General features: G+C 67.5%; 23 protein-coding genes. 15 read left to right on the top strand and 8 right to left on the bottom strand.

Going from position 1 to position 26,189, the window contains the following annotated elements:
• Positions 1-68: 68 nt before the first annotated feature.
• The 9 genes from AC0B44_RS04935 to purM all read left to right on the top strand — a co-directional run bounded on the left by AC0B44_RS04935 (position 69) and on the right by purM (position 11,031).
• The gene (locus AC0B44_RS04935; RefSeq protein ID WP_471901812.1) at positions 69-683 is read left to right on the top strand and encodes a TetR/AcrR family transcriptional regulator; all 615 of its coding nucleotides are present in this window, start codon (positions 69-71) and stop codon (positions 681-683) included.
• 275 nt (positions 684-958) lie between these two features.
• The gene (locus AC0B44_RS04930) at positions 959-2,257 is read left to right on the top strand and encodes a M18 family aminopeptidase (protein ID WP_471901811.1); all 1,299 of its coding nucleotides are present in this window, start codon (positions 959-961) and stop codon (positions 2,255-2,257) included.
• Between the two features lie 113 nt (positions 2,258-2,370).
• Positions 2,371-2,961 carry a Uma2 family endonuclease gene (locus AC0B44_RS04925; protein ID WP_471901810.1) on the top strand — a complete coding sequence of 197 codons (591 nt, stop codon included), beginning with the start codon at positions 2,371-2,373 and terminating at the stop codon, positions 2,959-2,961.
• Positions 2,962-3,028: 67 nt separating this feature from the next.
• Positions 3,029-5,308 carry a phosphoribosylformylglycinamidine synthase subunit PurL gene (purL, locus tag AC0B44_RS04920; protein ID WP_471901809.1) on the top strand — a complete coding sequence of 760 codons (2,280 nt, stop codon included), beginning with the start codon at positions 3,029-3,031 and terminating at the stop codon, positions 5,306-5,308.
• A 3-nt stretch (positions 5,309-5,311) separates the two neighbouring features.
• Positions 5,312-7,087, top strand: a complete 1,776-nt coding sequence (locus tag AC0B44_RS04915; protein WP_471901808.1) for an alpha/beta hydrolase — start codon at positions 5,312-5,314, stop codon at positions 7,085-7,087.
• On the top strand, positions 7,084-7,734 hold the full coding sequence (locus AC0B44_RS04910; protein ID WP_471901807.1) for a lysostaphin resistance A-like protein: 651 nt from the start codon (positions 7,084-7,086) through the stop codon (positions 7,732-7,734). Before AC0B44_RS04915 ends, AC0B44_RS04910 begins: the two co-directional genes overlap by 4 nt.
• A gap of 11 nt (positions 7,735-7,745) precedes the next feature.
• Positions 7,746-8,132, top strand: coding sequence for a sterol carrier family protein (locus AC0B44_RS04905; protein WP_471901806.1), 387 nt, complete (start codon positions 7,746-7,748; stop codon positions 8,130-8,132).
• A 112-nt stretch (positions 8,133-8,244) separates the two neighbouring features.
• Positions 8,245-9,831, top strand: coding sequence for an amidophosphoribosyltransferase (gene purF, locus AC0B44_RS04900; protein WP_471901805.1), 1,587 nt, complete (start codon positions 8,245-8,247; stop codon positions 9,829-9,831).
• A 126-nt stretch (positions 9,832-9,957) separates the two neighbouring features.
• Positions 9,958-11,031 carry a phosphoribosylformylglycinamidine cyclo-ligase gene (gene purM / locus AC0B44_RS04895; protein ID WP_471901804.1) on the top strand — a complete coding sequence of 358 codons (1,074 nt, stop codon included), beginning with the start codon at positions 9,958-9,960 and terminating at the stop codon, positions 11,029-11,031.
• A gap of 247 nt (positions 11,032-11,278) precedes the next feature.
• Here purM and AC0B44_RS04890 read toward each other — a convergent pair whose 3' ends face one another.
• The 4 genes from AC0B44_RS04890 to ygfZ all read right to left on the bottom strand — a co-directional run bounded on the left by AC0B44_RS04890 (position 11,279) and on the right by ygfZ (position 14,402).
• Positions 11,279-11,470, bottom strand: a complete 192-nt coding sequence (locus AC0B44_RS04890) for a DUF3073 domain-containing protein (protein ID WP_072701946.1) — start codon at positions 11,468-11,470, stop codon at positions 11,279-11,281.
• Positions 11,471-11,665: 195 nt separating this feature from the next.
• Positions 11,666-12,622 (bottom strand): asparaginase, encoded by a 957-nt coding sequence (locus AC0B44_RS04885; protein ID WP_471901803.1) that lies wholly within the window; start codon positions 12,620-12,622, stop codon positions 11,666-11,668.
• On the bottom strand, positions 12,619-13,275 hold the full coding sequence (locus AC0B44_RS04880) for an MOSC domain-containing protein (protein ID WP_471901802.1): 657 nt from the start codon (positions 13,273-13,275) through the stop codon (positions 12,619-12,621). Before AC0B44_RS04880 ends, AC0B44_RS04885 begins: the two co-directional genes overlap by 4 nt.
• Positions 13,272-14,402 (bottom strand): CAF17-like 4Fe-4S cluster assembly/insertion protein YgfZ, encoded by a 1,131-nt coding sequence (gene ygfZ / locus AC0B44_RS04875; protein ID WP_471901801.1) that lies wholly within the window; start codon positions 14,400-14,402, stop codon positions 13,272-13,274. Before ygfZ ends, AC0B44_RS04880 begins: the two co-directional genes overlap by 4 nt.
• 54 nt (positions 14,403-14,456) lie before the next feature.
• On the opposite strand from ygfZ, the gene AC0B44_RS04870 reads away from it, so the two are divergent.
• From AC0B44_RS04870 to AC0B44_RS04845, 6 genes are all read left to right on the top strand, one after another.
• Positions 14,457-15,311, top strand: coding sequence for an aminodeoxychorismate lyase (locus tag AC0B44_RS04870; RefSeq protein WP_471901800.1), 855 nt, complete (start codon positions 14,457-14,459; stop codon positions 15,309-15,311).
• 233 nt (positions 15,312-15,544) lie between these two features.
• Positions 15,545-17,050 carry a cytochrome ubiquinol oxidase subunit I gene (locus AC0B44_RS04865; protein WP_471901799.1) on the top strand — a complete coding sequence of 502 codons (1,506 nt, stop codon included), beginning with the start codon at positions 15,545-15,547 and terminating at the stop codon, positions 17,048-17,050.
• A 12-nt stretch (positions 17,051-17,062) separates the two neighbouring features.
• The gene (gene cydB / locus AC0B44_RS04860; protein WP_471901798.1) at positions 17,063-18,100 is read left to right on the top strand and encodes a cytochrome d ubiquinol oxidase subunit II; all 1,038 of its coding nucleotides are present in this window, start codon (positions 17,063-17,065) and stop codon (positions 18,098-18,100) included.
• Positions 18,097-19,818, top strand: a complete 1,722-nt coding sequence (gene cydD, locus AC0B44_RS04855; protein ID WP_471901797.1) for a thiol reductant ABC exporter subunit CydD — start codon at positions 18,097-18,099, stop codon at positions 19,816-19,818. Before cydB ends, cydD begins: the two co-directional genes overlap by 4 nt.
• Positions 19,815-21,491 (top strand): thiol reductant ABC exporter subunit CydC, encoded by a 1,677-nt coding sequence (gene cydC / locus AC0B44_RS04850; protein WP_471901796.1) that lies wholly within the window; start codon positions 19,815-19,817, stop codon positions 21,489-21,491. The genes cydD and cydC overlap by 4 nt, the downstream gene beginning before the upstream one ends.
• Positions 21,492-21,798: 307 nt before the next feature.
• Positions 21,799-23,553: a BCCT family transporter gene (locus tag AC0B44_RS04845; protein WP_471902061.1), complete on the top strand. Its 1,755-nt coding sequence runs from the start codon at positions 21,799-21,801 to the stop codon at positions 23,551-23,553.
• Here AC0B44_RS04845 and AC0B44_RS04840 read toward each other — a convergent pair.
• The 4 genes from AC0B44_RS04840 to AC0B44_RS04825 form a co-directional block, all read right to left on the bottom strand.
• On the bottom strand, positions 23,550-24,215 hold the full coding sequence (locus tag AC0B44_RS04840) for a heme-binding beta-barrel domain-containing protein (RefSeq protein ID WP_471901795.1): 666 nt from the start codon (positions 24,213-24,215) through the stop codon (positions 23,550-23,552). The two genes, AC0B44_RS04845 and AC0B44_RS04840, sit on opposite strands and share 4 nt — an antisense overlap.
• A 190-nt stretch (positions 24,216-24,405) precedes the next feature.
• Positions 24,406-24,711: a DUF1416 domain-containing protein gene (locus tag AC0B44_RS04835; RefSeq protein WP_471901794.1), complete on the bottom strand. Its 306-nt coding sequence runs from the start codon at positions 24,709-24,711 to the stop codon at positions 24,406-24,408.
• A 2-nt stretch (positions 24,712-24,713) separates the two neighbouring features.
• A complete protein-coding gene (locus AC0B44_RS04830) occupies positions 24,714-25,547 on the bottom strand; it encodes a sulfurtransferase (RefSeq protein ID WP_471901793.1) in 834 nt (277 codons plus the stop codon).
• A 51-nt stretch (positions 25,548-25,598) separates the two neighbouring features.
• On the bottom strand, positions 25,599-26,063 hold the full coding sequence (locus tag AC0B44_RS04825; RefSeq protein ID WP_471901792.1) for a DUF4395 domain-containing protein: 465 nt from the start codon (positions 26,061-26,063) through the stop codon (positions 25,599-25,601).
• Positions 26,064-26,189 lie beyond the last annotated feature (126 nt).

Raw genomic sequence — 26,189 nt, 5'->3', positions numbered from 1 at the left:
CGAAAAACCCGATCGGTTTCCGGCCACCGGGCCGGTAGGGTTTCGTGCGACGAGATGCGGGAGGGCGTGTGGCACCGAGAACGGCGGTCGTTCCGAAGATGACGCGGGTCGAGCAGAAACGCGCGACTCGCGAGGCACTCATCGAATCGGCACGGGCACTGTTCGTCGAGGCGGGCTACACGTCGACCACGGCCGATGCCATCGCCAAGGCAGCAGGCGTGTCCCGCGCGACGTTCTACCTGCACTTCCGGTCCAAGGCCGAGATCGTGCAATGGCACATGTCCGCGCTCGAACAGCCGATCCGTGACGCCTATCGGCGACTGGATGCCCTCGACGACCCGTCGCTGGGCGACGTCACGGATTGGCTGAACGAGCACGCGTTGTTCTGGCGCGAGCACCGGGCCGAGTTCGCCAGCATGGAGCAGGCCCTGTCGCACGAGCCGCTCGTCTCCGGCGAGTGGTTCGCGATGCTGCGTCGCGTCGCGTCGTCGATGGAGAACCTGCTGGGACGGCAGTCGGGCGAGGATGCGCGGCTGCGGGCGCGGTTGCACGTGACGTCGATGCTGATGTCGACCGACCGCAACTTCCATTTCGCCCTGGTGCAGGGGCACGACGAGAATTTCGAGCGCCTCGTGTCGGTGCTGGCCGAGCAGTGGTTGTTCTGCCTGGCCCGCGTGGGCTGACCCGAACACCTGCCCGCGTGGGCCGACCCGAACACGGGACGAGGGATCCCGATGCCGTCCCGAACGGCCGCGAGATCCCTCGTCCGTGAAACCCGGAGCTCAACCCCCCGATCGAGTCCCGAGCCGACGCCACCCTCTGTTCCGCTGGAAGCGCCGACCACCAGTGTGCCGGGATCACCCCGATTTGTCCCGGCAAAGCGCAGAAAAGGCACCCTCGCTGCCCCGCGAAACGGTCTCTCGGCATCGCACCCTCCGGGAGGTGCGAGGATGCAGACATGCCTTCGATGACGCGAGCGGATGCCCCCGGCCTGTGCAACTTCGTCGACTTGTCGCCGTCGCCGTTCCACGTGTGCGCCACCGTGGCCGCCGCACTGGGCGACGCCGGCTTCGTCCAACTCGAGGAAGGGCAGCGCTGGCCGGCCGAGCCCGGACGCTACTTCCTCATCCGCGGTGGGTCGCTCGTCGCGTGGAGCACCGAGGGCGACAACGGCGACCCGGCACGGCCCTTCCGCATCGTCGGCGGTCACACCGACAGCCCCAACCTGCGGGTGAAACAGCACCCCGACCTGACGTCGGCCGGATGGCGACTCGTGGGCCTCGAGCCGTACGGCGGAGCGTGGCTCAATTCCTGGCTCGACCGTGACCTCGGCGTGTCCGGTCGGCTGACCGTCCGATCGGGAGCCGGAACCACCGACGTGCTCGTCCGCATCGACGACCCCGTGCTGCGCGTGCCGCAGCTCGCGATCCACCTGTCGGAAGACCGCAAGGGCGTGCAACTCGATCCGCAGCGGCACCTCAACGGGGTGTGGGGCATCGGCACAGAGCCGCGATCGTTCATGGCATACGTGGCCGGGCACGCCGGGGTCGACGCCGGCGACGTGCTCGGATGGGAGCTGATGACGCACGACCTGGCGCCGAGTTCACTCATCGGAGCCGACGGCGAATTGGTCAGCGCACCTCGGCTCGACAACCAGGGCACGTGTTACGCCGGATTGCAGGCGATGCTCCACGCCGCCGACCATGTGGCGGCGCACTCGGGACCGGTGCCGCTGCTGGCCCTGTTCGACCACGAAGAGGTCGGCAGCATGTCGGACCGGGGTGCCTTCTCGGATCTGCTGAACACGGTCCTCGAGCGCATTGCCCTGGTGCGCGGCGACGGTCGCGAGGACTATCTCCGCGCTCTGTCGGGATCGGTGGTCGCCTCGGGCGACATGGCCCACGCGACCCATCCCAACTATCCGGACCGTCACGAACCCGCCCACCGGATCACGGTGGGCGGCGGGCCGGTGCTCAAGGTGAACCAGAACCTGCGTTACGCGACCGACGCGGCCGGCGCCGCTGCCTTCGCGCTCGCGTGCGAGCAGGCGGGCGTGCCGCTGCAGCGCTACGTCCACCGCGCGGATCTGCCGTGCGGATCGACGATCGGGCCGATCACCGCGTCGCGCACCGGACTGACCACCGTCGACGTCGGGGCACCCCAGCTTGCGATGCACTCGGCGCGCGAGCTCATGGGAGCGGCCGATGTGAGGAGTTACGCCGATGCGCTCGCGGCGTTCCTGACCCCCGCTGCCTGAGCCGCTCCCGAGAGCCTGCTGTTCCGGGGACCCCGCCATTTCCGGCACCACTGCGTCCCCCCGGTGACAGACTGAGGAGGTCTTGTCCGGTCCGAACGAACGGGAGTGCTGGCGTGAGCAGCCCGACGTACCCCGATCACCTGCTGACCCTCGACGACTGGGTCGCACTGCCGGACCACGAGCAGCATCACATCGAAGTGTGTGAAGGCGTGCTCATCGCCTCGCCGCCGCCGGGGAACCGGCACGACCACGCCGAGATGATGCTGGCGATGCAACTCGACGACCAGCTACCCGGCGACCTGTGCGTACTCGGGGGCGTCGAGGTGCTGGTCTCCGACAACCCGCTGACCGTGCGGATACCGGACGTCATCGTCGTGGACCGGTCGCTCGTCGAGGCCGACCCCGATCGCGCTCCGGTCGGCGAGGTGCGGCTCGTCGTCGAGATCACGGTGCCGGGCACCGCGCGCACCGATCGGGTCACCAAATTCTCCGAGTACGCCGAGGCAGGAGTGCCGCAGTACTGGATCGTCGACCTCGACGGACCCCCGGTGATGGCGGTGTTCACCCTCGAGGACGGCTGGTACCGCTACGACGGTGATCGCACCGGCACCGCCACCCTGAAAGCGGTCGGTCACGACGTCACCCTCGCGCTCTCGGACCTCGCGCCCGCACCGGTGAACCCTGTCGAGCCTTCGCCCCGATAGACTGGCCTCCGGCAGTGCCCGCCCGGCCTGCTGTTTTCGATCCCAGAGTGAAGGGACCCGACGCCCAGTGTCACCGCACGTGGATACCGTCACCCACGCCGCCGAATCTCCTGATGTCGACCAGCCCTTCCGGGAGCTGGGACTGAAGGAAGACGAGTACGCGCGCATCAAGGAAATCCTGGGGCGCCGCCCCACGGATGCCGAACTCGCGATGTACTCGATCATGTGGTCCGAGCACTGCTCGTACAAGTCGTCCAAGGTGCACCTCAAGTACTTCGGCGAGACCACCACCGACGAGATGCGAGCCTCGATGCTCGCCGGCATCGGTGAGAACGCAGGTGTCGTAGACATCGGCGACGGCTGGGCCGTCACGTTCAAGGTCGAATCCCACAACCATCCGTCGTACGTCGAGCCGTACCAGGGTGCGGCCACCGGCGTCGGCGGCATCGTCCGCGACATCATGGCGATGGGTGCACGCCCGATCGCGGTCATGGACCAACTGCGGTTCGGTGACCCGGCTCATCCCGACACCCGGCGCGTCGTCGACGGTGTCGTGCGCGGTGTCGGCGGCTACGGCAACTCGCTGGGGCTGCCCAACGTCGGTGGCGAGACGGTCTTCGATGCCTCCTACCAGGGCAACCCGCTCGTCAACGCCCTGTGTGCGGGTGCGATGCGCGTCGAGGATCTCCACCTGGCGTTCGCGTCCGGAACCGGTAACAAGATCATCCTTTTCGGCGCCCGCACCGGTCTCGACGGCATCGGCGGCGTATCGGTTCTCGCGTCCGAGACCTTCGACGACAGCGCCGGTGGCCGCCCGAAGAAGCTTCCGAGCGTGCAGGTCGGCGACCCGTTCACCGAGAAGGTGCTCATCGAGTGCTGCCTCGATCTCTACCGCGAGAAGCTGGTCGTCGGTATCCAGGACCTCGGCGGTGCCGGATTGTCCTGCGCGACATCCGAACTCGCTGCCGCAGGTGACGGCGGTATGCACATCGACCTCGAGCGCGTTCCCATGCGCGCCACCGGCATGACTCCGGCCGAGGTGCTCTCGTCCGAGTCGCAGGAACGCATGTGCGCGGTTGTCACCCCCGAGAACGTCGACGCGTTCATGGCGGTCTGCAAGAAGTGGGACGTGCTCGCGACCGTGATCGGTGAGGTCACCGACGGGGATCGTCTCGTCATCAACTGGCACGGGGAAACCGTGGTGGACGTCCCGCCGCGCACCGTCGCCCACGAAGGCCCGGTCTACGAGCGTCCCGTGCAGCGTCCCGAGAGCCAGGACGCGCTGATCGCGGACACCACTGCCGGTCTGAAGCGTCCCGAGACGGCTGCCGAACTCGAGGCCACGCTGCGGAAGATGCTTGCGTCGCCTGCGTTGTGCAGCCGCAAGTGGATCACCGAGCAGTACGACCGCTACGTGCGCGGCAACACCGTGCTGGCCGAGAATGCCGATGCCGGCGTCATCCGCATCGACGAGGAGACCGGTCGCGGCATCGCGCTCGCCACCGACGCGTCGGGCCGGTACACCCAGCTCGACCCGTACACGGGCGCACAGCTCGCGCTGGCCGAGGCGTACCGCAACGTCGCCACCACCGGCGCCACCCCGAAGGCCGTGTCCAACTGCCTGAACTTCGGCTCGCCCGAGGATCCGGCCGTGATGTGGCAGTTCCAGCAGGCCGTGCGCGGGCTCGCCGACGGCTGCGCGCAGCTCGGAATCCCGGTCACCGGCGGCAACGTCAGCTTCTACAACCAGACCGGCTCGACGCCGATCCTGCCGACGCCGGTCGTCGCCGTGCTCGGCGTGATCGACGACGTGCACCGCCGCATCCCCACCGGCCTCGGACTCGAACCCGGCGAAACGCTGATCCTGCTGGGGGAGACCCGCGACGAGTTCGACGGATCGATCTGGGCCCAGGTCGAGCACGATCATCTCGGTGGCGTGCCCCCGAAGGTCGACCTCGAGCGGGAGCGTCTGCTCTCGGAGATCCTGCTCGCCGGTTCGCGCGACGGCCTGATCTCGGCCGCCCACGACCTGTCCGAGGGTGGTCTCGCCCAGGCTGTCGTCGAAGCGGCACTCGCGGGTGAGACGGGCTGCCGGATCCTCCTGCCGGAGGGCGCCGACCCGTTCGTGACGCTGTTCTCCGAGTCCGCGGGACGGGTGCTCGTCGCCGTGCCGCGCACCGAAGAATCCCGTTTCACCGGGATGTGCACGGCCCGCAACATGCCGTGGGTGCGTATCGGTGTCGTCGACGAAGGGTCCGACTCCATCGAGGTCCAGGGTCAGTTCTCGATCCCGATGAACGAACTTCGTGAGGTGTGGGAAGGCACCCTCCCGGCTCTGTTCGGGTAGGCCATGCCGGCGAGCCAGGTCGATCGGCTGGCGGCGATCGCGGCCCGAAGGGGCCGAATCATCGCTGCGGTCACCGACTTCGGTGACCGCTATCCCCTTCCTGCGCGGGTATGGGGACGGCTGAGCCTGGATTTCACCGGTATCGCCTTCGCGTCGTTGTTCTTCTGCTGGTCGTTGACGCCGTCGTTGCTGCCCCGGGACTGGTTGTTCCAGGGCATCGTCGGCGGCATCAACGCCGCAATCGGTTACGGCGTCGGGTGCGCGGTGGGGTGGGCGGTTCACCGGTTCCTGCTCGCCGGGAGACGTTGGTGGCCACCACCGTTGCCCGTCACCCAGGGGTTGAAGGTGGCGGTCCCGGTCGCGGCCGTCGTCGCTGCCCTCGTCGCACTCGTCCTCGCGGTGGACGATCAGCGCCAGATTGCGGCACTGATGGGAGCGGAAGGCACCACCACGAGCGGGTACCTCCGCACCCTCGGGCTCAGCCTCGGCGTCTTCGCCGGCCTGGTCGGACTCTGGCGCTTCGGGCACGACGTCGGACGCTGGGTCGCGGGACAATTGATCCGGCGTGCCCGCGTCCCGCTGGGGCTCGCCCGCACCCTCGGGGTGCTCGTCGTCGTGCTCGCCACCTTCATGCTCATCGACGGCGTACTGCTGCGCGGCGTGTATTTCTTCACCAACCAGGCGTTCAGCCTGAAGGACGACACCACCCGTGAGGGCATCCTTCAGCCGACCGAACCGACGAAGTCGGGTAGTCCCGACTCGCTGGTGTCGTGGGACTCGCTCGGGTATCAGGGACGCGATTTCGTCTCGCGCGGACTCGACGCCGACAGGCTGACCGCCATCAGCGACGTTCCGGCGCTGGACCCCATCCGCGTGTACGTCGGGCTCGATTCAGCCGAAACACCGGAAGCACGAGCAGATCTCGTCGTGGACGAGCTCGAGCGGACCGGCGCGTTCGACAGGTCGGTGCTGGCACTGATTCCCACCACCGGGACGGGGTGGGTGAATCCGACTGCCGCGCAGGCGATGGAACTCGTCCACAACGGTGACCTCGCCATGGTGGCATGGCAGTATTCGTATCTTCCGAGCTGGATCTCTTTCCTGGCCGACCGCGAGAAGGCAGCAGCGGCAGGAGAACTGCTCATCGGCCGGGTGCACGAGCGCTGGTCGCAGCTACCCGAGAACGATCGCCCGAAGCTGTACGTCTACGGGGAGAGCCTCGGCGCCCAGTCCGGTGAGGGAGCGTTCGAGAACATCGGGGACATCCGCTCGACCGTCGACGGCGTCCTGTGGGTGGGCCCGCCCAACTCCAACCCCCTGTGGCGCCAGATCGTCGACCGACGGGACCCCGGCACGCCCGAGGTGTTACCCGTCTACGCGGACGGCCTCGTCGTGCGTTTCTCCGATGGCAGCGACACGCTCGCGGAGCCCGACTCGACGTGGCTCGAACCGCGAGTCCTCTACATCCAGCACACCTCGGATCCGGTGGTGTGGTGGTCGTTCGACCTGCTGTTCAATCGCCCGGACTGGCTCGCGGAGCCGCCGGGACCCGACCGTCTCCCGCAGATGCGCTGGTTCCCGTTCGTCACGTTCTGGCAGGTGTCCGCCGATCTGACGAATGCGGCCGGGGTTCCGGACGGGCACGGGCACAACTACGGCACGGCGGTGCTCGACGGCTGGCTGGCGATCACGCGGCCGGACGGGTGGACCGATGCCGACACCGAGCGGGCGCGCGCCGCGCTCGAAGAGTTGCGAGTAGAACAAGGACCCGAGAAGTGACGCCGGGTACGTGGCGTGGGCTGGTCGCGTCCACCGCGACTCTCGCGCTCGGGGCAGCACTGCCAGCGGTGCGGACCGGGCCCCGCGGTCGCGGGTTGCTCTCGGCCGCTGCGGGAGCCGGAGCGGTACTTCTCACTCGGGCCTCCGGAGTGGACGCCGCTGCTCTCGGATTCGATCCCGCCCGCGTCCGAGCAGGATTGCGCTGGGGCACCGGAGCGGCCACGGTGGTCGCAGCCGGGTATGTCGTCGCGGTGACGGTGCCCGCGCTGCGGACGCATTTCGTCGACGAGGTGCGAGGCGGCCGCACGGACTTCTACGAGTGGATCGGCGTGCACATTCCCGTCGGCACGGTGCTCGCGGAGGAGTTGCTGTTCCGCAGCGCGCTGACAGCACTGGTCGGTCCGGTTCCGCAGGCGATGGTCTTCGGCCTCTGGCACGTGCGCCCGGCGATGATAGAAGGAGACAGCATCGCCGGCACCGTCGTCGTGACCGGGCTGTCGGGTCTGGTGTTCGCGTGGCTGCGTGAGCGCAGCGGCAGCGTACTGGCGCCGGCCCTGGCGCATCTCGCAATCAATGTCGGCGGCGCCGTCGCGGTGCGGGTGGCGACAACCCGGGTGCTCGACGAGACGACCTCGCGCCGTGATTAGGCTCCGGGGACATGGCACCGCGTAGAACCGTCGATCCCGCCGAGCTGAGGGCAGCGCTCGAGCGCGTCGAGCCCTGGCTGTCCGGAGTCGACGAGGCGGCGCCTCCCCGTGCCGACGTCGCCGCCGCGGTCCGGTTCAGTGCCCGCACCCTCGAGCAGATCGCACCGGGCTCGAGCGTCGAGGTGCGGGTGCCGCCGTTCGTCGCGGTTCAGTGCATCGAGGGACCCCGGCACACCCGGGGGACACCCCCCAACGTGGTCGAAACCGACGCACGCACCTGGTTGCGTCTCGCGGTGGGGCGTCTTACCTTCGACGAGGCGGTCGCCGTAGGGTCGATCGATGCCTCGGGAAGCCGGGCCGGGGAGATCGCGCACTGGCTTCCGCTGCTCCGCTTGTGATGTCCGAATCGGGCGGTCCGCACCGCCGAAGCGGGGACGACGGTCGGAGTCCCGGCCCGCGGCCCGTAGAATGAAATTTGCCCCGCCTTGTCCAGCCTCAGGGAGCACCTCCGTGACCAGTGCCGATCTGTCGGTTCACACACGTAATCTTCTCGCCAACGACGAACCCGAGAACGAACCGCGCGAGGAGTGCGGCGTCTTCGGAGTGTGGGCTCCTGGCGAGGACGTGGCCAAACTCACTTATTACGGCCTCTATGCGCTGCAACACCGCGGCCAGGAGGCGGCGGGCATCGCCGTCGCCGACGGCTCGCAGGTGCTCGTGTTCAAGGATCTCGGCCTCGTGAGCCAGGTCTTCGACGAGCAGACGCTCGCCGCGATGCCCGGCCACATCGCGATCGGCCACTGCCGCTACTCCACCACGGGTTCCACGACGTGGGAGAACGCGCAGCCGATCTTCCGGACCACCGCGTCCGGCTCGGGGGTCGCCCTCGGCCACAACGGCAATCTCGTCAACACCGCAGCCCTGGCCGAGCGCGGTCGCCGCCTCGGTGTGCTCGACCCCAAACGTCCCGGTGCGGCGAACTCGGACTCCGACACCGTCGGCGCCCTGCTCGCGCACGCCGCCCGCGACAGCACCATCGAAGAAGCCGCGATGGAGTTGCTTCCGACTCTCCAGGGCGCGTTCTGCCTGACGTTCATGGACGAGCACACGCTCTACGCGGCGCGCGATCCGTGGGGCATCCGGCCACTGTGTCTCGGCCGTCTCGATCGTGGCTGGGTGGTCGCCAGCGAGACCGCCGCCCTCGACATCGTGGGTGCGTCCTTCGTCCGCGACATCGAGCCCGGTGAACTCCTCGCGATCGACGCGAACGGCGTGCGGTCCTCGCGGTTCGCCGCGCCGGAGCCCAAGGGCTGCGTGTTCGAGTACGTCTACCTCGCCCGCCCGGACTCCACCATCGCCGGCCGCTCGGTTCATGCGACGCGCGTGGAGATCGGACGGCGCTTGGCCAAGGAACATCCGGTCGACGGCGACCTGGTGATCCCGGTTCCCGAATCGGGCACCCCGGCCGCGGTCGGTTACGCGCAGGGTTCGGGTCTGCCCTACGGCCAGGGTCTGATGAAGAACGCGTACGTCGGTCGTACCTTCATCCAGCCCAGCCAGACGATCCGGCAGTTGGGCATCCGCCTCAAGCTCAACCCGCTGCGTGAGGTCATTCGCGGAAAGCGTCTCGTCGTGGTCGACGATTCGATCGTGCGGGGCAACACCCAGCGCGCGCTCATCCGGATGCTCCGCGAGGCCGGCGCCCTCGAGATCCATGTCCGGATCGCGTCGCCGCCGGTGAAGTGGCCGTGCTTCTACGGCATCGACTTCGCGTCGCCGGCCGAGTTGATCGCGAACGGTGCGGGTACCCGCGACCGCGACAACGACGACGAGCACGACTTCGACCTCATGGTCGAGATGGTGCGACGGTCGATCGGAGCCGATTCGCTCGGTTACATCTCGATCGACGGGATGATCGGTGCCACCGAGCAACCCGCAACGCGCTTGTGCGCAGCGTGTTTCGACGGTCATTACCCGATCCCGCTGCCCACCGGGCACACGGCCGGGGTCGAGGCTGTCGAGGGAGTGGTCGATACGGATTCGCCCACCCCGATCGTCCTCGAGAACGCCAACGTAGATGTTCTCAGTCGTCCGTAGAAACTGGTCGGGTACCGTAAGTCCCGCGGTCGGCACTGTTCGGCGTGCGTTCAGCATGTCCCGTGACGGATACCGGCAACCTTTCAAATCAGTAGATCGACAACTCGAGGCTGGAGCCGACAACCCATGACCGAGGAGACAACCCCCGGAGCTTCCTACGCCGCGGCCGGCGTGGACATCGAGGCCGGTGACCGTGCCATCGAACTGTTCGCGCCGCACGCGAAAAGGGCCACGCGCCCGGAGGTGCTCGGCGGTCTGGGTGGGTTCGCGGGCCTGTTCGCGCTCAAGCGTGACTACAAGGAGCCGCTGCTGGCGGCGTCCACCGACGGTGTGGGTACCAAGCTCGCGATTGCGCAGGCGCTCGACAAGCACGACACGGTCGGGCTCGACCTCGTCGCGATGGTCGTCGACGACCTCGTGGTGTGCGGCGCCGAACCGCTGTTCCTGCAGGACTACATCGCGGTGGGACGAGTCGTTCCGGAGCGTGTCGCCGAGATCGTCGCGGGCATCGCCGAGGGTTGCGTCCAGGCCGGTTGCGCGCTGCTCGGCGGCGAGACGGCGGAGCACCCCGGCGTGATGGCCGACGGTGACTACGACATCTCTGCGACCGGCGTGGGCGTCGTCGAGGCCGACAAGCTGCTCGGCCCCGAACGGGTCCGTCCCGGTGACGTCGTGATCGCCATGGGCGCGTCGGGTCTGCACTCCAACGGATACTCGCTCGCCCGCAAGGTGCTGCTCGAGATCGGCAAGATGAGCCTGACGGCGCAGGTCGACGAGTTCGGCCGCACGCTCGGCGAGGAACTGCTCGAGCCGACCCGCATCTACGCCAAGGACTGCCTCGCGCTCGCCGCCGAGACCGAGGTGCGCACGTTCTGCCACGTGACGGGTGGCGGCCTCGCTGCGAACCTCGCGCGCGTGATGCCGAAGGGCCTTGTCGCGGAACTCGACCGCACCACGTGGAGCCCGGCACCGGTGTTCGGTCTCATCGCCCAGCGCGGTCGTGTGGAGCGCGCGGAGATGGAGAAGACCTTCAACATGGGTGTGGGCATGGTGGCGATCGTGGCGCCCGAGGACGTCGACCGGGCTCTCGCGGTGCTCACCGCCCGCCACATCGACTGCTGGACCCTCGGCACGGTTCGCCGGGCCCAGGACGGTTCCGACGAGCGCGCGATCCTCGCCGGCGACCACCCGCGTTTCTGAACCTCGTAGTACGCGTACGGTCCCTCACCCGTGTGGGTGGGGGACCGTACGCGTCTGTGTGAAAGCTGTTCTACGGCTGTAGTTCCCGCGCCGCCACCGTGTGTAGAGGTGGGGTAGGGGTCGCCGAACAGGCGGGCTGTCGCGGTGTCGCCACCGCCGAGGCCCACTCGGATGAAAAGCCGACTACACCACTGACGGAGGGGGTGCCGAGTTCTCGGCGACCCCCTCCGTCAGAAAGAAAGGTGAGTCAACGACGAAAATCGTCGTCGTAATCGTCGTCCCAACCGGAACGCTGGTCTGCAAAGACCTCGTCACGCTGCGAGTTGGTTACACCACCAGACAACTCTCGTTGGAGGTTCTCGAAGTCGGTGGACGGCGAGCTGTACTTGAGTTGCCGTGCAACCTTGGTCTGCTTTGCCTTAGCCCGGCCGCGGCCCATGACTAACCCCCTCGCGCTTTGACGGGGCGGCCTGGGGAAATTTGGCGGCCCCGGTGAGTTGAGTATTTTCCTGTGGCCCACTTTAGCGTGGAAAAGTCGGTTGCGCTTCCACGCACCTGTCCGGGCCGGTGTCCTTTACGTCTCAAACGGACCCGACCTGCGCCTATGAGGACCGAACCTCCCGGAATGTGCCCTTCAGAACACCCCCGGGACCGCACGAACGGTGCCGACGCGCACTCCGCCGCCCGAAACCGGCTGGGACGCGAGGGTCGCGAGCACATCTGCGTCACCGACACCGAGCCGATGCAGGAGGGCAGCGGAGAGGGGCAACCGTGCACGCTCGTGGCCGTCGTCGATCTTGAAAGCGAAAGAGGTTCCGTCCGGGAGCGCGCCGGCATGGACACCGTCTGCGCCGGCCTTGCAGAACAGACCCGGCACGGCACTCATCAGACGCAGATCGTCTTTGCCGGTGCCGGAGATGAGGAACGGATGCTCCCGGATCGCGTCGGCCACGGCACGTTCGGGCGTCCCGGATTCCGCGGTGGCGAGACGCGCGTACGCACGCGCCAGGTTGATCAGGGGCACGGGCACGATCGGAAGACCGCACCCGTCGATACCCAGCTCCGTGTCCTCGATGTCTCCGGTCAGATCGGCGATCGTCTCCACGACGCCTTTCTGCAGCGGGTGGCCCGGGTCGAGATAGGTGTCGGTGTCCCAGCCCCGCGCGGAGCACACCGCGAGCATCGCCGCGTGCTTGCCGGAGCAGTTCATGTACGCGGCGCGGGGCGACCGTCCGGCGGCGAGCACTTCGGCGCGGGCGAGTTCGTTGCCGGGCAGATCCGGCGGGCACTGCAGATCCGCTTCACCGAACCCGTGCGCGGTGAGCAGTGCCTCGACCCGTTCGACGTGGTCGGCTTCACCTTCGTGCGATGCGGTGGCGATCGCCAGTTCTTCGGAGGTGCGGGGCACGAACCCGGCCCGCAGCATGGCGACGGCCTGCATGGGCTTGTTCGACGAGCGTGGGTAGATCGGGGTGTGGACCTCTCCGAGGGAGACCACCACCTCACCCTGCGGGTCGAGCACGACCAGCGACCCGCGGTGCACGCACTCCCGGAATCCGGAGCGCACCACCTCGACCAGTTCGACACTCACTGCTGTTCCGCCTTCCGGCCGGCAACCCGCCGGCGTGCCTTCTCGGCCACTTTCGGCGCGAGATCTTCCTGCTGGTCGAGCATCACGGCGAGCCGTTCCGGGTCGCGGCCCGTGAACAGGTCCCGCACCGTCACGCCGTGATCGGGGACGGATTCGACGGTGATCGTGTCGCCTGCTCGCACCGAACCTTCGGTGAGCACTTTCAGGTACGCGCCCGTGTCCGCGCGTTCGGTGAAGCGCGACCCCCAGTGCGGCTCTCCGGACCAGTTTCCGAATGTGCGACACGGCGTGCGCGGTCCGGTCACCTCGAGCAGCAGTCCGTCGTCGCCGACCCGCCAGCGCTCTCCGATGACGGCGTCGGTGGGGGACAGGCCGCTCACGCGGAGGTTCTCACCGAACCACCCGACGGGCAGGTCCCGGCCGAGTTCGGCCGCCCAGCGCCGGGCTTCGTCGTCGCCGTACGCGTAGACCGCCTTGTAACGGCCCCCGTGATTACCAGTGTCGCACTGACGGTCGCCGGCCAGGCCGGACTCGCCGACCTGGACTGCGCCGTCGACGGGGCGTTTGTCGATGCCCGTCTGGGGGACGCGCCGCAAACCGGTGTCGCGGAGGGCGTGAACGACGCACACGGCGTCGACCCGGCCGGTGCTCACCGGCCGCGCAGTCGCTCGACGGCCTGCCTTCCGGCTTGCACGCCGTCGTCCTTCGGTATCGAGTCGGGGTCGATCGCCGCCGCGCACGGACCGACGACGAGCGGCGTCTCCGGTGTGATGGTGCGTTTGACGAGGGCGAGCGCCACGGGGCCGAGTTCGAAGTGATCGACGATCGTGCCGATCCGTCCGACGGACCTGCCGTCGGCGGTCACGGCGTCGCCCGTCTCGGGTCGCCCGTCCGCCGAGCCGTCGAGGTGCAGCAGCACGAGATGCCGCGGCGGCTTACCGAGATTGTGCACGCGGGCGACAGTCTCCTGGCCGCGGTAACACCCCTTGTCGAGGTGGACGGCGCCGTGCTCGCCGGGACCGCCGATCCAGCGCACCTCGTGCGGGATGGTGCGGTCGTCGGTGTCGAGGCCGATGCGGGGCCGCACGGCGACGACACGCAGCGCCTCGTAGGCCCACGTTCCCGCGGGGCGTGCGCCGGCGGACTGGACGGCCGTGAAGATCTCGACGATCCGGTCGCGGGGCACCAGCAGGTCGTAGGAGTCGTCGGTGGGCCACGGCATGCGCCTGACGAACCCGCCGCCCGGCAGCGCGGCCGCGGCGTAGGGCGTCGCCGGCAGGGCGTCGATGCCGAGTGCACCGAGGATCGCCGGGCTCCCCGCTTCGGGCCCGAGGAGCGAGAGGACGGCCAGTTCGTTGCCGTCGCGCGGCTCCGCCTGGGACCAGAACACCATCTTGGTCAGGAACCCGAGGAGATCGGGTCCGCGGCTCGGTTCGGTGTCGATCCAGGTGACGCCGTCCAGGTCGGTGAGCACGAAGTGGTGTTCGACGCGGCCGTTCACATCGAGGCTGAGGTTCTCGGCCGAACTGCCGTCCGGGAGGGAGGCGACGTGCTGGCTCGAAATGGTGTGGAGCCACGACAACCGTTCCGGACCGGAGACGGCCATGACGAACCGGGTGGACCGGTCGACGATCGCAGCGCCGGTGAGAGCGGCGCGCTGTTCACCCAGCGGGTCGCCGTAATGCCAGGCGAGGCCCTCGTCGGGGGAACCGGGGGGTGACGCGACAGCGTCGGGAACGGTGAGGAGACGGCTCTTGGACACGATCGGAATCTCGGTCACGTCACCAGTCTATGGGGAAGTCACCGCGGGATCGCCACTCGCTAGGGTATGACCATGGCTGACCGGGTGCTGATGACGCTGGACGGCGAGGTGCGGGACCCCGACGCGCCTCTGGTGCACGCAGACGATATCGGAGTGCTGCGGGGCGACGGGGCGTTCGAGACGCTGCTGGTGCGCGAGGGACGCGCATGCGCGGTCGAACTGCACCTCGCCCGGCTGGCCGCGTCCGCACAGGCCCTCGCTCTTCCCGAACCCGACCGCGCGGAGTGGCGCGCAGCCGTCGACCTCGCGGTGGAGGAGTGGGGCAATGACCGGGAAGGGGTCCTTCGCCTCATCTATACGCGCGGGCGGGAAGGCGCCGGTTCTCCGACCGCGTTCCTTCTCGTGACCGACGTTCCGGAGCGGGTCCAGCGGACTCGACGCGAGGGGGTGTCGGTGGTGACGCTCGAACGTGGATTCTCCGTCGACATCGCGCGGACCGCGCCGTGGCAGCTCGCCGGGGCCAAGACCTTGTCCTATGCGACGAACATGGCGGCGTTGCGTCAGGCGGAGTCGGTGGGCGCCGACGACGTCATCTATACGAGCAGCGAGGGATATGTGCTCGAGGGGCCACGCTCGACCGTCGTGATCGCGCGCGGGCACACCCTGCTCACCCCGCCTCCCGAGATGAGCATCCTGCTGGGCACCACCCAGCAGGCCCTGTTCGATCTGGCCGGTAGTCGCGACTTCGCGGTGCGCTACGAGCCGCTGCGTCCGGCCGATCTCATCGTCGCGGACGGCGTGTGGCTCGTCTCGAGCGTGGCGCTCGCCGCGCGGGTCCACACGCTCGACGGACACCCCCTCTCTGTGAGGTCGCTCAGCGGTGTCGTCGAGGCTCTCGTCGACGAGGCGGTCGGCGCAGCCGGCTGAAACTCCGCATTTCTCCGGTCCTCTGTTCCGAAGCGGGCCTACGCTGTGAGGCGGGATGTGAGACGTGTCCCGTGTGTTTGAGGACACCGGCGGTACCCGACCCGAGTTTTTTCTACTACATTCCGTAGTAACGAGGCCGAACCGCCCTGAGCGGGGCTTCGTGTCTACAAGTAGAGCGCCGGCCCGCGCGCCAGCATTCGAACCCCGTATTCGGGCCTCACCTCGGAGCGACTATGGATGTGTTGGATCTGTCCCGATGGCAGTTCGGGATCACGACGGTGTATCACTTCATCCTCGTGCCCTTGACCATCGGTCTCGCGCCCATGGTCGCGATCATGCAGACGATGTGGGTGGTCACCAAGAAGGATCGCTGGTACCGGCTGACCAAGTTCTTCGGGAAGATGTTCCTGATCAACTTCGCGCTCGGTGTCGCGACCGGCATCGTCCAGGAGTTCCAGTTCGGCATGAACTGGAGCGAGTACTCCCGCTTCGTCGGTGACGTCTTCGGAGCGCCGCTGGCACTCGAGGGTCTGGTCGCCTTCTTCCTGGAGTCCACGTTCCTGGGGCTGTGGATCTTCGGATGGTCGCGTTTGCCCAAATTGGTGCACCTGGCGACGATTTGGCTCGTGGCCATCGGCGTCAACGCGTCGGCGTACTTCATCATCGTGGCCAACTCGTTCATGCAGCACCCGGTCGGTGCCACCTACAACCCGGAGACCGGACGTGCGGAGCTGTCGAGTATCTGGGCACTGCTCACCAACAACACGGCATTGGCGGCGTTCCCGCATGCCGTGACCGGCGGATTCCTCACCGCAGGCACCTTCGTCGCAGGTATCGGCGGCTGGTGGATGGTACGAAACATGCGACGTGCCAAGGCCATCAAGGCGTCGGAGCCGGAGGAAGCGCAGCAGCTCGAGCACGATGCGCGCGAATTGTTCCGTCCCGCCACCCGCATGGGCCTGCTGGTGATGATCATCGCCGGTGTGGGCCTGTTCGTCACGGGCGACATCCAGGCCAAGCTGATGTTCGAACAGCAGCCCATGAAGATGGCCTCGGCAGAATCGTTGTGCAAGACGGAAACCGACCCCGACTTCTCGATTCTGACGATCGGCACACACAACGACTGCGACGGTGTCATCCACGTTCTGCAAGTGCCGTACGTCCTGCCGTACCTCGCCGAAGGTGAGTTCTCGGGCGTGACGCTGCAGGGCGTCGAAGACCTCCAGGCGCAGTACGAGGAGGAGTTCGGTCCCGGCAACTACACCCCCAATCTCTTCGTCACCTACTGGTCGTTCCGCGCGATGATCGGTCTGGCCGCCGGCTCCGCAGCACTCGCGATCGCGGGTCTGTGGGTGACGAGACGGGGCAGAGTGCCCGATCAGAAATGGTTCTCGGTGCTCTCGCTCATCGCGATACCCACCCCGTTCCTGGCGAACAGCGCCGGCTGGATATTCACCGAAATGGGACGCCAGCCGTGGGTCGTGCACCCCAACCCCACCGGCGTGGACATGATCCGGCTGACCGTCGAACAGGGTGTTTCCGACCACGCGACCGGCACCGTCCTCGTATCGCTGATCACATTCACCGTCGTCTACGGGGCGCTCGGTGTGGTGTGGTTCCGGCTGATCCGGAAGTACGCGATGGAAGGCCCTCAGCCGCACGACTCGCAGCCGCCCGGTACCGACGACGGTTCGGACGACGACGACACCCAGCCGAAACAGCTGTCCTTCGCGTACTAGGAGAGATCTCCCATGGCACTCCCCGAAGTCTGGTTCATCCTGATTGCGGTGCTCTTCACGGGATATTTCATCCTGGAAGGCTTCGATTTCGGTGTCGGAATGCACTTTCCGGTGCTCGGTCGCGGATCCACCGAGACCGCCGACACCCGTCGCCGCGTGTTGCTCAACACAATCGGCCCGGTCTGGGACGGCAACGAAGTGTGGCTCATCACGGCCGGCGGTGCGTTGTTCGCCGCGTTCCCCGAGTGGTACGCGACGATGTTCTCCGGGTTCTATCTGCCACTGCTGTTGATCCTGGTGGCGCTGATCGTGCGAATCTGCGCGATCGAGTGGCGCGGCAAGATCGACGATCCGGTATGGCGGCGCCGCTGCGACTGGGGCATCATCTTCGGCTCGTGGGTTCCGGCGGTGCTGTGGGGTGTCGCGTTCGCGAACATCGTGCGCGGTGTGGCGATCAACGCGGACAAGCAGTACGTCGGCGGTTTCTTCGCCCTCCTCAACCCGTACGCGTTGCTCGGTGGTGTCACCACCGCCCTGGTGTTCGCGTTGCACGGCGCGGTGTTCATCGCACTCAAGACCTCCGGTGACGTCCGCGAGGACGCGGTCTCCCTCGCACGGAAACTCTCGATTCCGGCGGTCCTCGTGGCGGGTGCGTTCGTGGTGTGGACCCAGCTGGCGTACGGCAAGACCTGGACGATGATCCTGGTGGGTATCGCTGCAGCGGCACTGGTCGCCGTCGTGGCTCTGGTCGCCGCCGACCGTGAGGGATGGGCATTCACGTTCACCACGGTGGCGATCGCGGCGACGGTCGTCCTGCTGTTCGCATCGCTGTTCCCGAACGTCATGCCGTCCACGCTCGATCCCGCGTGGTCGCTGACCATCGACAACGCGTCGTCGAACCCGTACACCCTGAAGATCATGACGTGGGCTGCCGTGGCGGTCACTCCCGTCGTGCTGCTGTACCAGGGGTGGACCTACTGGGTGTTCCGTAAGCGCATCTCCACGGCGCAGATCCCGCCGTCAATCGGCCTGAAGTTCAGCTCGAAGTGACGCTGAACGCGACCGCCGGCCCCGCCGACGTCCGCAAACGTCGGCGGGGTCCGGTGGACCCGAGGCTGTGGCGCTACTCTGCGTCGGCGCGCGGATATCTCGCGCTGACCGTCCTGGCGTCGCTGGTCGACGTCGTGATGGTCGTGGTGAGCGCTCTGATGATCGGCCGGGTGCTGGCCGGTGTCATCACCACCGACGCCCGCACGGTGGGCGACTGGCGCACCGAACTCGCGGTCCTCGCCGGGGCCGTCGCCGTCCGCGTTCTGGTCACCTGGCTGCACTCCCGGTACGCGCATCGCTCCGCGAGCCGGGTGATCGCCGAACTCGAGAGCGAAGTGCTCGGCGCGGCCGCGACGCTGCCGCCCCGCGAACTCGATCCGCGTCGCGACGAGATCGCCACCGTCCTCACCAGAGGGCTCGACGGGCTGCGCGACTACCTCACCGGCTATCTGCCCGCTCTGGTGCTCGCGGTGATTCTCACGCCCGTCACGATCGTCGTCATCGCCCTGCACGACCTCACGTCGGCGATCATCGTCATCGTCACCCTGCCGTTGATCCCGATCTTCATGATCCTGATCGGCCTGCTCACCAAGGGGAAGGCCGACCGCACGCTCGACGCGATGACCACGTTGTCGTCGCAGTTGCTCGATCTGCTCGCGGGCTTGCCCACGTTGCGCGCACTCGGGCGGGAACAGGGGCCCGTCGACCGGGTGCGGGAACTCGGGGACGACCACCGGCGCACGACGATGTCGGCGCTGCGCGTCGCATTCCTGTCCGGCACCGTGCTCGAATTCCTCGCGACGCTCTCGGTCGCGCTCGTTGCAGTGACGATCGGCATGCGGTTGGTGTTCGGCGAGATGCCGCTCGAAGCCGGTGTCATCGCCCTGATCCTGGCGCCGGAGGCGTACTTCCCGCTCCGCACGGTCGGCAGCAAGTTCCATGCCGCAGAGGACGGAACAGCCGCCGCAGAACGAGCATTCACGATCCTGGCCGCTGCGCCGAAGGGAGGAACCGCGACCGGGGACATGCCGGCCACGGTGTCGACGCCCGGCGAACCCGTCACCGCGGGCGGGTGCGAACTCGTCTTCCGGGGAGTCGGCGTCGCCGGCCGCGACGGATACGCCCCGTACAGGCTCGACGCGGTATGCCGGCCGGGTGAGATCACCGTGCTGACCGGTGAGAACGGTTCCGGGAAATCCACTGCGCTGCTTGCCCTTCTCGGGCTGACCGACCTCGCCGAAGGAACCATCACCGTCGACGGACGCCGCGTCACAGGCGACGAGTCGTGGTGGCGTCAGGTGGCCTGGCTCCCGCAACACCCGGTGCTGCTGCCGGGTCCGCTCGCGGACAACCTCCGGTTGACGGGCGTCGACCCCGATTCTCCTGCTCTCGACAGGGTATGCGCCGCAACAGGATTCGATGCAGTGCTCGAGGAGCTGCCGAACCGGTGGGAGACCGTCGTCGGCGCCGGCGGAACCGGATTGTCTCTGGGGCAGCGGCAACGACTCGCGCTGACCCGCACGCTCGCATCGTCCCGCCCGGTGTTGTTGCTCGACGAGCCCACCGCGCACCTCGATCCCGAAACCGAGACGACCGTGCTCGACGGCCTGCGCGCCCTCGCCGACGAGGGGCGCACGGTGGTCGTCGTGGCGCACCGGCCGAGTCTGCTGGCCGTCGCCGACCGCATCGTCGAGGTTCACCGGGAGGTCGCATCATGAGTGCTACTTCCGACCTGCGCCGGGCCATGGCGCTGCTCGAACTCGAACCGCGCCGCGTGGCACGGGCGATCGTGGCGGGCGTCGCGACGCTCGGCAGTGCTCTTCTGCTGGCCGGACTGTCGGCATGGCTGATCGTCAGGGCGTGGGAGATGCCCCCGGTGCTCGACCTGACGGTCGCGGTCGTCGCGGTGCGCGCGCTGGGCGTCGCACGCGGGCTGTTCCGGTACCTCGAACGCCTCGCGACACACGAAACCGCCCTCCGGGGAATGACATCCGCGCGCGCCCGGCTTTATCAGCGTCTCGCCGACGGCGACCCTGCCGCGTCGGCGGGACTGCGGCGCGGCGATCTGCTCGCCCGCACCGGAGCGGACGTGGATGCGCTCGGAGACGTCGTGGTGCGGGCACTCGTGCCTATCGCCGTTGCCGTCGTGCTCTCTCTCGCCGCGGTCGTCACCCTCGCGGTGATCGTCCCGGCGGCGGGGGTCGTGCTCGCTGTCGCATTGCTCGTCGCGGGAGTGCTCGCCCCGTGGTTGTCCGCTCGTGCTGCTACGCAGGCGGAGACGGACAGCGATGCCGCGCGCAACCGCTTCACCCATGACGCCGTGACCGTTCTCGACCACGCCGCGGAACTGCGGGTGTCCGGGCAACTCGACCGCGCCACCCGTCGCGCGCGTTCCTCCGGTGTCGCTGCGGTGCGTGCCATCGACCGATCTGCCGTGCCCTCGGCGTTCGCCGACGCCGCCGCACCGCTCGCGGTCGGAGCGAGCGTCCTCGGAGCCTTGCTGATCGGTATCACGGTGTTCGGGTCCGGTCCCGATGCCATGAGCCCCACGACGCTCGGTGTCCTCGTCCTTCTGCCACTCGCAGCTTTCGAATCGACCTCGGTACTGCCCGCGGCCGCGCAGACCCTGGTGCGTGCGCGGATCGCGGCAAGGCGGATCGGCGACCTGCTCGACCGGGCGGATCGGCCCGTCCCGCGGGGCGACAAGGTTGTTGACGGCCCCGGCCGCCTGCGCGCCGACGACGTGCGCAGCGGGTGGCCCGGCGGCGCCGCCACCAGTCCGGTGAGCCTCGACCTCGCTCCCGGTGCCCGTGTGGCCCTGGTGGGGGCGAGCGGTAGCGGCAAGACCACCACCCTCATGACCCTGGCCGGACTGCTCACTCCGGTCTCCGGAAGCGTCACGCTCGACGGAGTGCCCCTCGCCGAACTCGATCCCGAAGCGTTGCGCCGCCGTGTGGGTTTCTTCGCCGAAGACGCGCACATCTTCGGCACCTCCGTGCTCGAGAACCTGCGCGTGGCGCGTGGTGACATCGACGAGTCGGAGGCGTCCGAGATGCTCGACGCCGTCGGGCTCGGCCCCTGGATCGCGGCGCTGCCGGACGGTCTAGACACCGTGCTCGACACCGGCGCACGAGCACTCTCCGGCGGCCAGCGCCGACGACTCCTGCTCGCACGCGCCCTGCTCTCACCGGCGCAGATACTGCTGCTCGACGAACCTGCCGAACACCTCGACGCCGACGACGGAGCCCGGTTGCAACGTCGTCTCCTGGACCGCAATGCCGGTCTTGTCGACCCGGGGCGCACCGTCGTGGTGGTGACGCATCAACTGCCTCCCGACACCGCCGCGGACGTCGTGATGCACGTCGAGAAAAATACGTTGCCGACTGCCTGAGCCGGGCGTACCTTCGCTGTTACACGAGGAAGGAGGTGGTCTGAAATTGAGTTATCTTCGGACATGTGAGGTGGCTACCCGCTAGCCGCTCGTCGACCACAGCATTCTCCGACCGCGAGAGGCCGGCGAATACCAGGTAGTCACCCGACCCCCGAGTCCCCGGATCGTTCCACCGGGCTCGCCGAGTTCCGGATCTCACCGGCTCGCCGAGAAGACTCGGGGGTCGTTCGTGTCCGGCCTGTCGGCGGTGATGTGACGAGACGCATGTGTAACCGCAGCCGCGGTGGGGGTAAACCCTGGCGTGCCGATCCTGACAAAAGCCCACGACGCCCTCCGTTTACGCACGTCACCGGGCGTCTTCTTCACTTCCGCGCTGATATCGCTGCTGTTCGTCGTGGTGACGGTTGCGTTCACGACCACCGTCGACGACGTGTTCAGCACTGCTTCCGGTTGGATCATGACCAACCTCGGATGGTTCTACATCCTGGGCGTCACCACGTTCCTGATCTTCCTGGTGGTCATCGCGCTGACGCACTACGGACGCGTCCGGCTCGGAGGTGACGACGAGCGTCCCGAGCACTCCACCCTCGCGTGGTTCTCGATGCTCTTCGCGGCGGGAATCGGCACGATCCTGATGTTCTGGAGCGTTGCGGAACCTATCTCCCATTTCGCGAATCCTCCACAGCAGGACGTGGCGCCGGAATCCGAGGCGGCCGCGCGTGAAGCAATGGGCTTCACGCTCTACCACTTCGGATTCCACACGTGGGCGATCTTCGCTCTGCCGGGTCTGTGCTTCGGTTACTTCATCTACAAGCGCAAGCTCCCACCCCGTGTCAGCTCGATCTTCGCGCCCCTGCTCGGCGGGCGGATCTACGGTCCCATCGGCAAGACGATCGACGTGGTTGCGATCATCGGCACGATCTTCGGCGTCGCGACGTCCGTCGGCCTCGGTACGCTCCAGATCAATGCCGGCCTGGCTCAGCTCTTCGGACTCGAGGAGTCCGGCATCATCCAGATCGCGCTCATCGCCCTCGTCACCGTCATGGCGGGCATCTCGGTGGCTCTCGGTCTCGACAAGGGCATCAAGCGGCTGTCGAACTTCAACATCGGCCTCGCGGTGATGCTTCTGATCTTCGTCCTGGTCACCGGCCCCAGCCTGTTCCTGCTCAAGGGAATGATCGAGTCGGTCGGCATCTACGCCGACACCCTGCCGAGCCTCGCGTTCTGGAACGACACGTTCGCCGACTCCGGCTGGCAGAACACCTGGACGGTGTTCTACTGGGCCTGGACCATCACCTGGTCGCCGTTCGTCGGCATCTTCATCGCACGCATCTCACGCGGCCGGACCGTCCGCGAATTCGTCGCCGGTGTGCTGGCTCTGCCGGTGCTCTTCTCGGTCATCTGGTTCAGCATCTTCGGCATGGGCGCGTTCCACATCGAACTCGAGGGTGACGGGGGTCTTGTCGAACGTGTCGTCGACGCAGGGGACATCCCGGGTGCGCTGTTCGAATTCCTCGGCAACTACCCTCTGACAGGGCTGGTGTCGGGCATTGCGATCCTGCTGGTGGTGATCTTCTTCGTCACTTCGGTGGACTCGACGGCGATGGTCCTGGACATGATGTCCGGCGGCACCGAAGGGAAGGCGCCCATGCATCAGCGGCTGTTCTGGGCCGTGATCATGGGCCTGGTCGCTGCCACCATGCTCGTCGCGACCGGCAAGGACGGTCTGGACGCGCTACAGCAGCTGATCACCGTGGTCGGTCTGCCCTTCTTCGTGATGGGCTTCGTCATGATGTACAGCCTGGTGCGCGGAATCCGTGAGGATCTCGGTGAACTTCCCGAACCGGTCACCCGGCAGTGGACCGAAGTGAACACCCCCGAGGACCTCGAGGCTGCGGAAAGCCGGCCGGCGCCGGAGGTCGTGGTCGTGACGCGCGCGATTCCGGACGAGATCGACGGAGACGACGACGGACGAGACGAGCGGGAAAGCTCTTCGGCCGTCGCGGGCAACGGATCGGCGCCCGCGACGGAAAGCCGCGCGGGCGCGGAAGCGGCTCGTTAGCCGACGTGGCGTGCGAGCCGCGCAGACATGCGCGGCCGCATGTCGCCGTCCGCGGTGACGCGTTCCTCGACGTAGGCGAGATCGCCGCCTTCGACGATGCCGTACAGGCGCTTGGCGCCACCCACGACTTCGCCGGACCGGGTACGAATCACCACGTCGGTGGCGAGTTCCCAGGACGATTGGGTCAGCGCCGTGCCGTAGTACAACTCCACGACACCGGAACTGTGGGTGAGCAGCAACTCGAGGGTTTCGGGATCGTCGCTGTCCGGTCCACCGGTGCCGGCGACGCGCCAGAACCCGCTCTCCCGGCGATCCTCGGCGACGAATTCGCCGTTCTCGTCGAGACGCCACGAGCGGGCCTCCCATACGAGATAGTCACCGCCGTTGTGCGCGACGACGATCTGCTGCCCGAACGGGTAATCGGTGGCGGTCTCCGGGTCGTGTGCCTCACCCTCGCCGCGCCACACGCCCACCAACGGGAGGAGCGCGAGCAGGGCAGGGTTCAGATCGGCGCCGTGCCGCAGATTCGCGGTGTCGTCGGCGCCGGGCAGACCCGACAGCACGGGGATGTTCAGCTCGGAGGTGACCCGCGCCCGCTCTGCTGCGCGCGCAATCGCCTCGTCGCCGCTACGCCGAGTGCCGCCGTCCGGCTGGTCCGTCATGACCCGTCGGAGACCAGGCGGTAGATGGTGTACAGCGCGAACCAGGTGATGAGCACCGCTGCAAGGACCAGCAAAAGTTCGAAGAAGATGACCACGAGGTCATTCTAGACTGCACACCCTCTGCTTCATGACAAAGGGCCTCGCTCCCGGTGATCGGGGAGCGAGGCCCTTCGTATTGCAGCTGTGCCGGTTATTTGGCGACCGTCACGTCGACGTTGTGCACGCCGGGAGCGGTGGGGCTCACGGTCGAGGTGCCGTTGCCGGAACTCGACAGTGCGCGCACCGTCCAGTCTCCCGGTGCGGCGAAGAACCGGAAGTCACCGGTGGCGGAGGCGACGACCTCGGCGGTGAATTCGTCGGTGCCGTCCAGCAGACGCACGAATGCGCCTCCGACCGGCTCACCGTCGGCCTTGAGGACCCTGCCGGTGATGACCGTTTCCTTCTCGACATCCACGCCTGCGGGCAGGCTCTGATTCTGAACAGGTGCTCCGCACATATCTATGCTCCCAACTCGATCGGTGCGCCGACGAGCGAGCCGTACTCCACCCAGCTGCCGTCGTAGTTCTTGACGTTCTGCTTGCCGAGGATCTCCTGCAACACGAACCAGGTGTGGCTCGAGCGCTCGCCGATCCGGCAGTACGCGATGGTTTCCTTGCTGTCGTCGAATCCCTTCTCCGCGTAGAGCGCAGTGAGTTCGTCGTCGGACTTGAAGGTGCCGTCCTCGTTGGCGGTGGTGCTCCAGGGGATGTTGACGGCGCCGGGGACGTGGCCACGCTGCTGCGCCTGCTCCTGCGGCAGGTGCGCGGGGGCAAGGATCTTGCCGGAGAACTCGTCGGGCGACCGCACGTCGACGAGATTCTTGGTGCCGATCGCGGCGATGACCTCGTCGCGGAAGGCGCGGATCGAGTTGTCGGGCGCTTGCGCCTTGTACTCGGTCGCGGGACGGGTGACCTCGTCCTTCGACAAGGGACGGCCGTCGAGTTCCCACTTCTTGCGGCCACCGTCGATCAGCTTGATGTCCTGGTGGCCGTACAGCTTGAAGTACCAGTAGGCGTAGGCCGCGAACCAGTTGTTGTTGCCGCCGTACAGCACAACGGTGTCGTCGTTGGCGACGCCCTTGGCCGACAGCAGTGCCGAGAACTGTTCCTGGTTCAGGAAGTCGCGGCGGACACCGTCCTGCAGGTCCTTGCGCCAGTCGAGCCGGATGGCGCCTTCGATATGGCCGCCATCGTAGGCACTGGTGTCCTCGTCGACCTCGATGAACACCGTCTTCGGTGCATGAAGGTTCTGCTCTGCCCAATCGGCGGAGACCAGGACGTCGGAGCGAGCCATGGATAGTCCTTTCGGTGGTGGTACGTGAAGTTGAAGAAGTCAGGAGAGAGATCAGGCAGCGACGGGACGCAGGCGGGCGACCAGTGGGTAGATCTGGCAACCGAGGCAGAACCCGAAGGCCGCGTTCAGGAGAGCGGCGAACAGCGCGAAGCCGGTGGCCACAATGCCCACTGTTCCGGCTCCGAGCAGGAAGGCGACGGTGCCGATCGCCGCGAAGGCGAATCCGACAAGCTGCGCAAACCGCAGGGGCGCAACGGGTTCGACGTCGGTAGGTGTGCCCAGGCGCGGTGCGACGAGGCGGGCGAACAGCGCACCGTAAGGGCTGCGACGCGGACCGAACGCTGCACCGATCGCGAAGACGACGGCTTGCACGCCGAGCAGAATGCCGGCGACGTTGTCGGAGACGGTCGCGACGAGCAGTACCACCGTCAGCACCGCGGTGGTGATCCACGCGGCGAAACGTGGTCCGCGGACGTCGACCTGCCGGCCGGTACGGGTGGAATCGGGAACGGACATGAGAATGCTCCTGCTGGAATCCGGGATTGTCGTGCGGAATTCGGTTCGCCGAACGGCGAAGTACCGCGGGGAAACGCATCGGTGACGACGGCAGCAGCGACCGATCGGGACGGAGTCCGTCGATAC

Source organism: Rhodococcus sp. NPDC019050 (assembly GCF_055664235.1).
The sequence above is the reverse complement of the archived record's forward strand: the minus strand, read 5'-3'. Positions and strand labels throughout refer to the sequence as shown.

Excerpts from the sequence above, each read along its gene's own strand:
- AC0B44_RS04915 (WP_471901808.1), top strand. The coding sequence starts at position 5,312 with ATGCCGGCGAGCCAGGTCGATCGGCTGGCGGCGATCGCGGCCCGAAGG.
- AC0B44_RS04890 (WP_072701946.1), bottom strand. The coding sequence starts at position 11,470 with ATGGGCCGCGGCCGGGCTAAGGCAAAGCAGACCAAGGTTGCACGGCAA.
- AC0B44_RS04905 (WP_471901806.1), top strand. The coding sequence starts at position 7,746 with ATGGCACCGCGTAGAACCGTCGATCCCGCCGAGCTGAGGGCAGCGCTC.
- purM (WP_471901804.1), top strand. The coding sequence starts at position 9,958 with ATGACCGAGGAGACAACCCCCGGAGCTTCCTACGCCGCGGCCGGCGTG.
- cydB (WP_471901798.1), top strand. The coding sequence starts at position 17,063 with ATGGCACTCCCCGAAGTCTGGTTCATCCTGATTGCGGTGCTCTTCACG.
- AC0B44_RS04830 (WP_471901793.1), bottom strand. The coding sequence starts at position 25,547 with ATGGCTCGCTCCGACGTCCTGGTCTCCGCCGATTGGGCAGAGCAGAAC.
- cydC (WP_471901796.1), top strand. The coding sequence starts at position 19,815 with ATGAGTGCTACTTCCGACCTGCGCCGGGCCATGGCGCTGCTCGAACTC.
- AC0B44_RS04865 (WP_471901799.1), top strand. The coding sequence starts at position 15,545 with ATGGATGTGTTGGATCTGTCCCGATGGCAGTTCGGGATCACGACGGTG.
- AC0B44_RS04840 (WP_471901795.1), bottom strand. The coding sequence starts at position 24,215 with ATGACGGACCAGCCGGACGGCGGCACTCGGCGTAGCGGCGACGAGGCG.
- AC0B44_RS04930 (WP_471901811.1), top strand. The coding sequence starts at position 959 with ATGCCTTCGATGACGCGAGCGGATGCCCCCGGCCTGTGCAACTTCGTC.
- AC0B44_RS04835 (WP_471901794.1), bottom strand. The coding sequence starts at position 24,711 with ATGTGCGGAGCACCTGTTCAGAATCAGAGCCTGCCCGCAGGCGTGGAT.
- AC0B44_RS04870 (WP_471901800.1), top strand. The coding sequence starts at position 14,457 with ATGGCTGACCGGGTGCTGATGACGCTGGACGGCGAGGTGCGGGACCCC.
- AC0B44_RS04825 (WP_471901792.1), bottom strand. The coding sequence starts at position 26,063 with ATGTCCGTTCCCGATTCCACCCGTACCGGCCGGCAGGTCGACGTCCGC.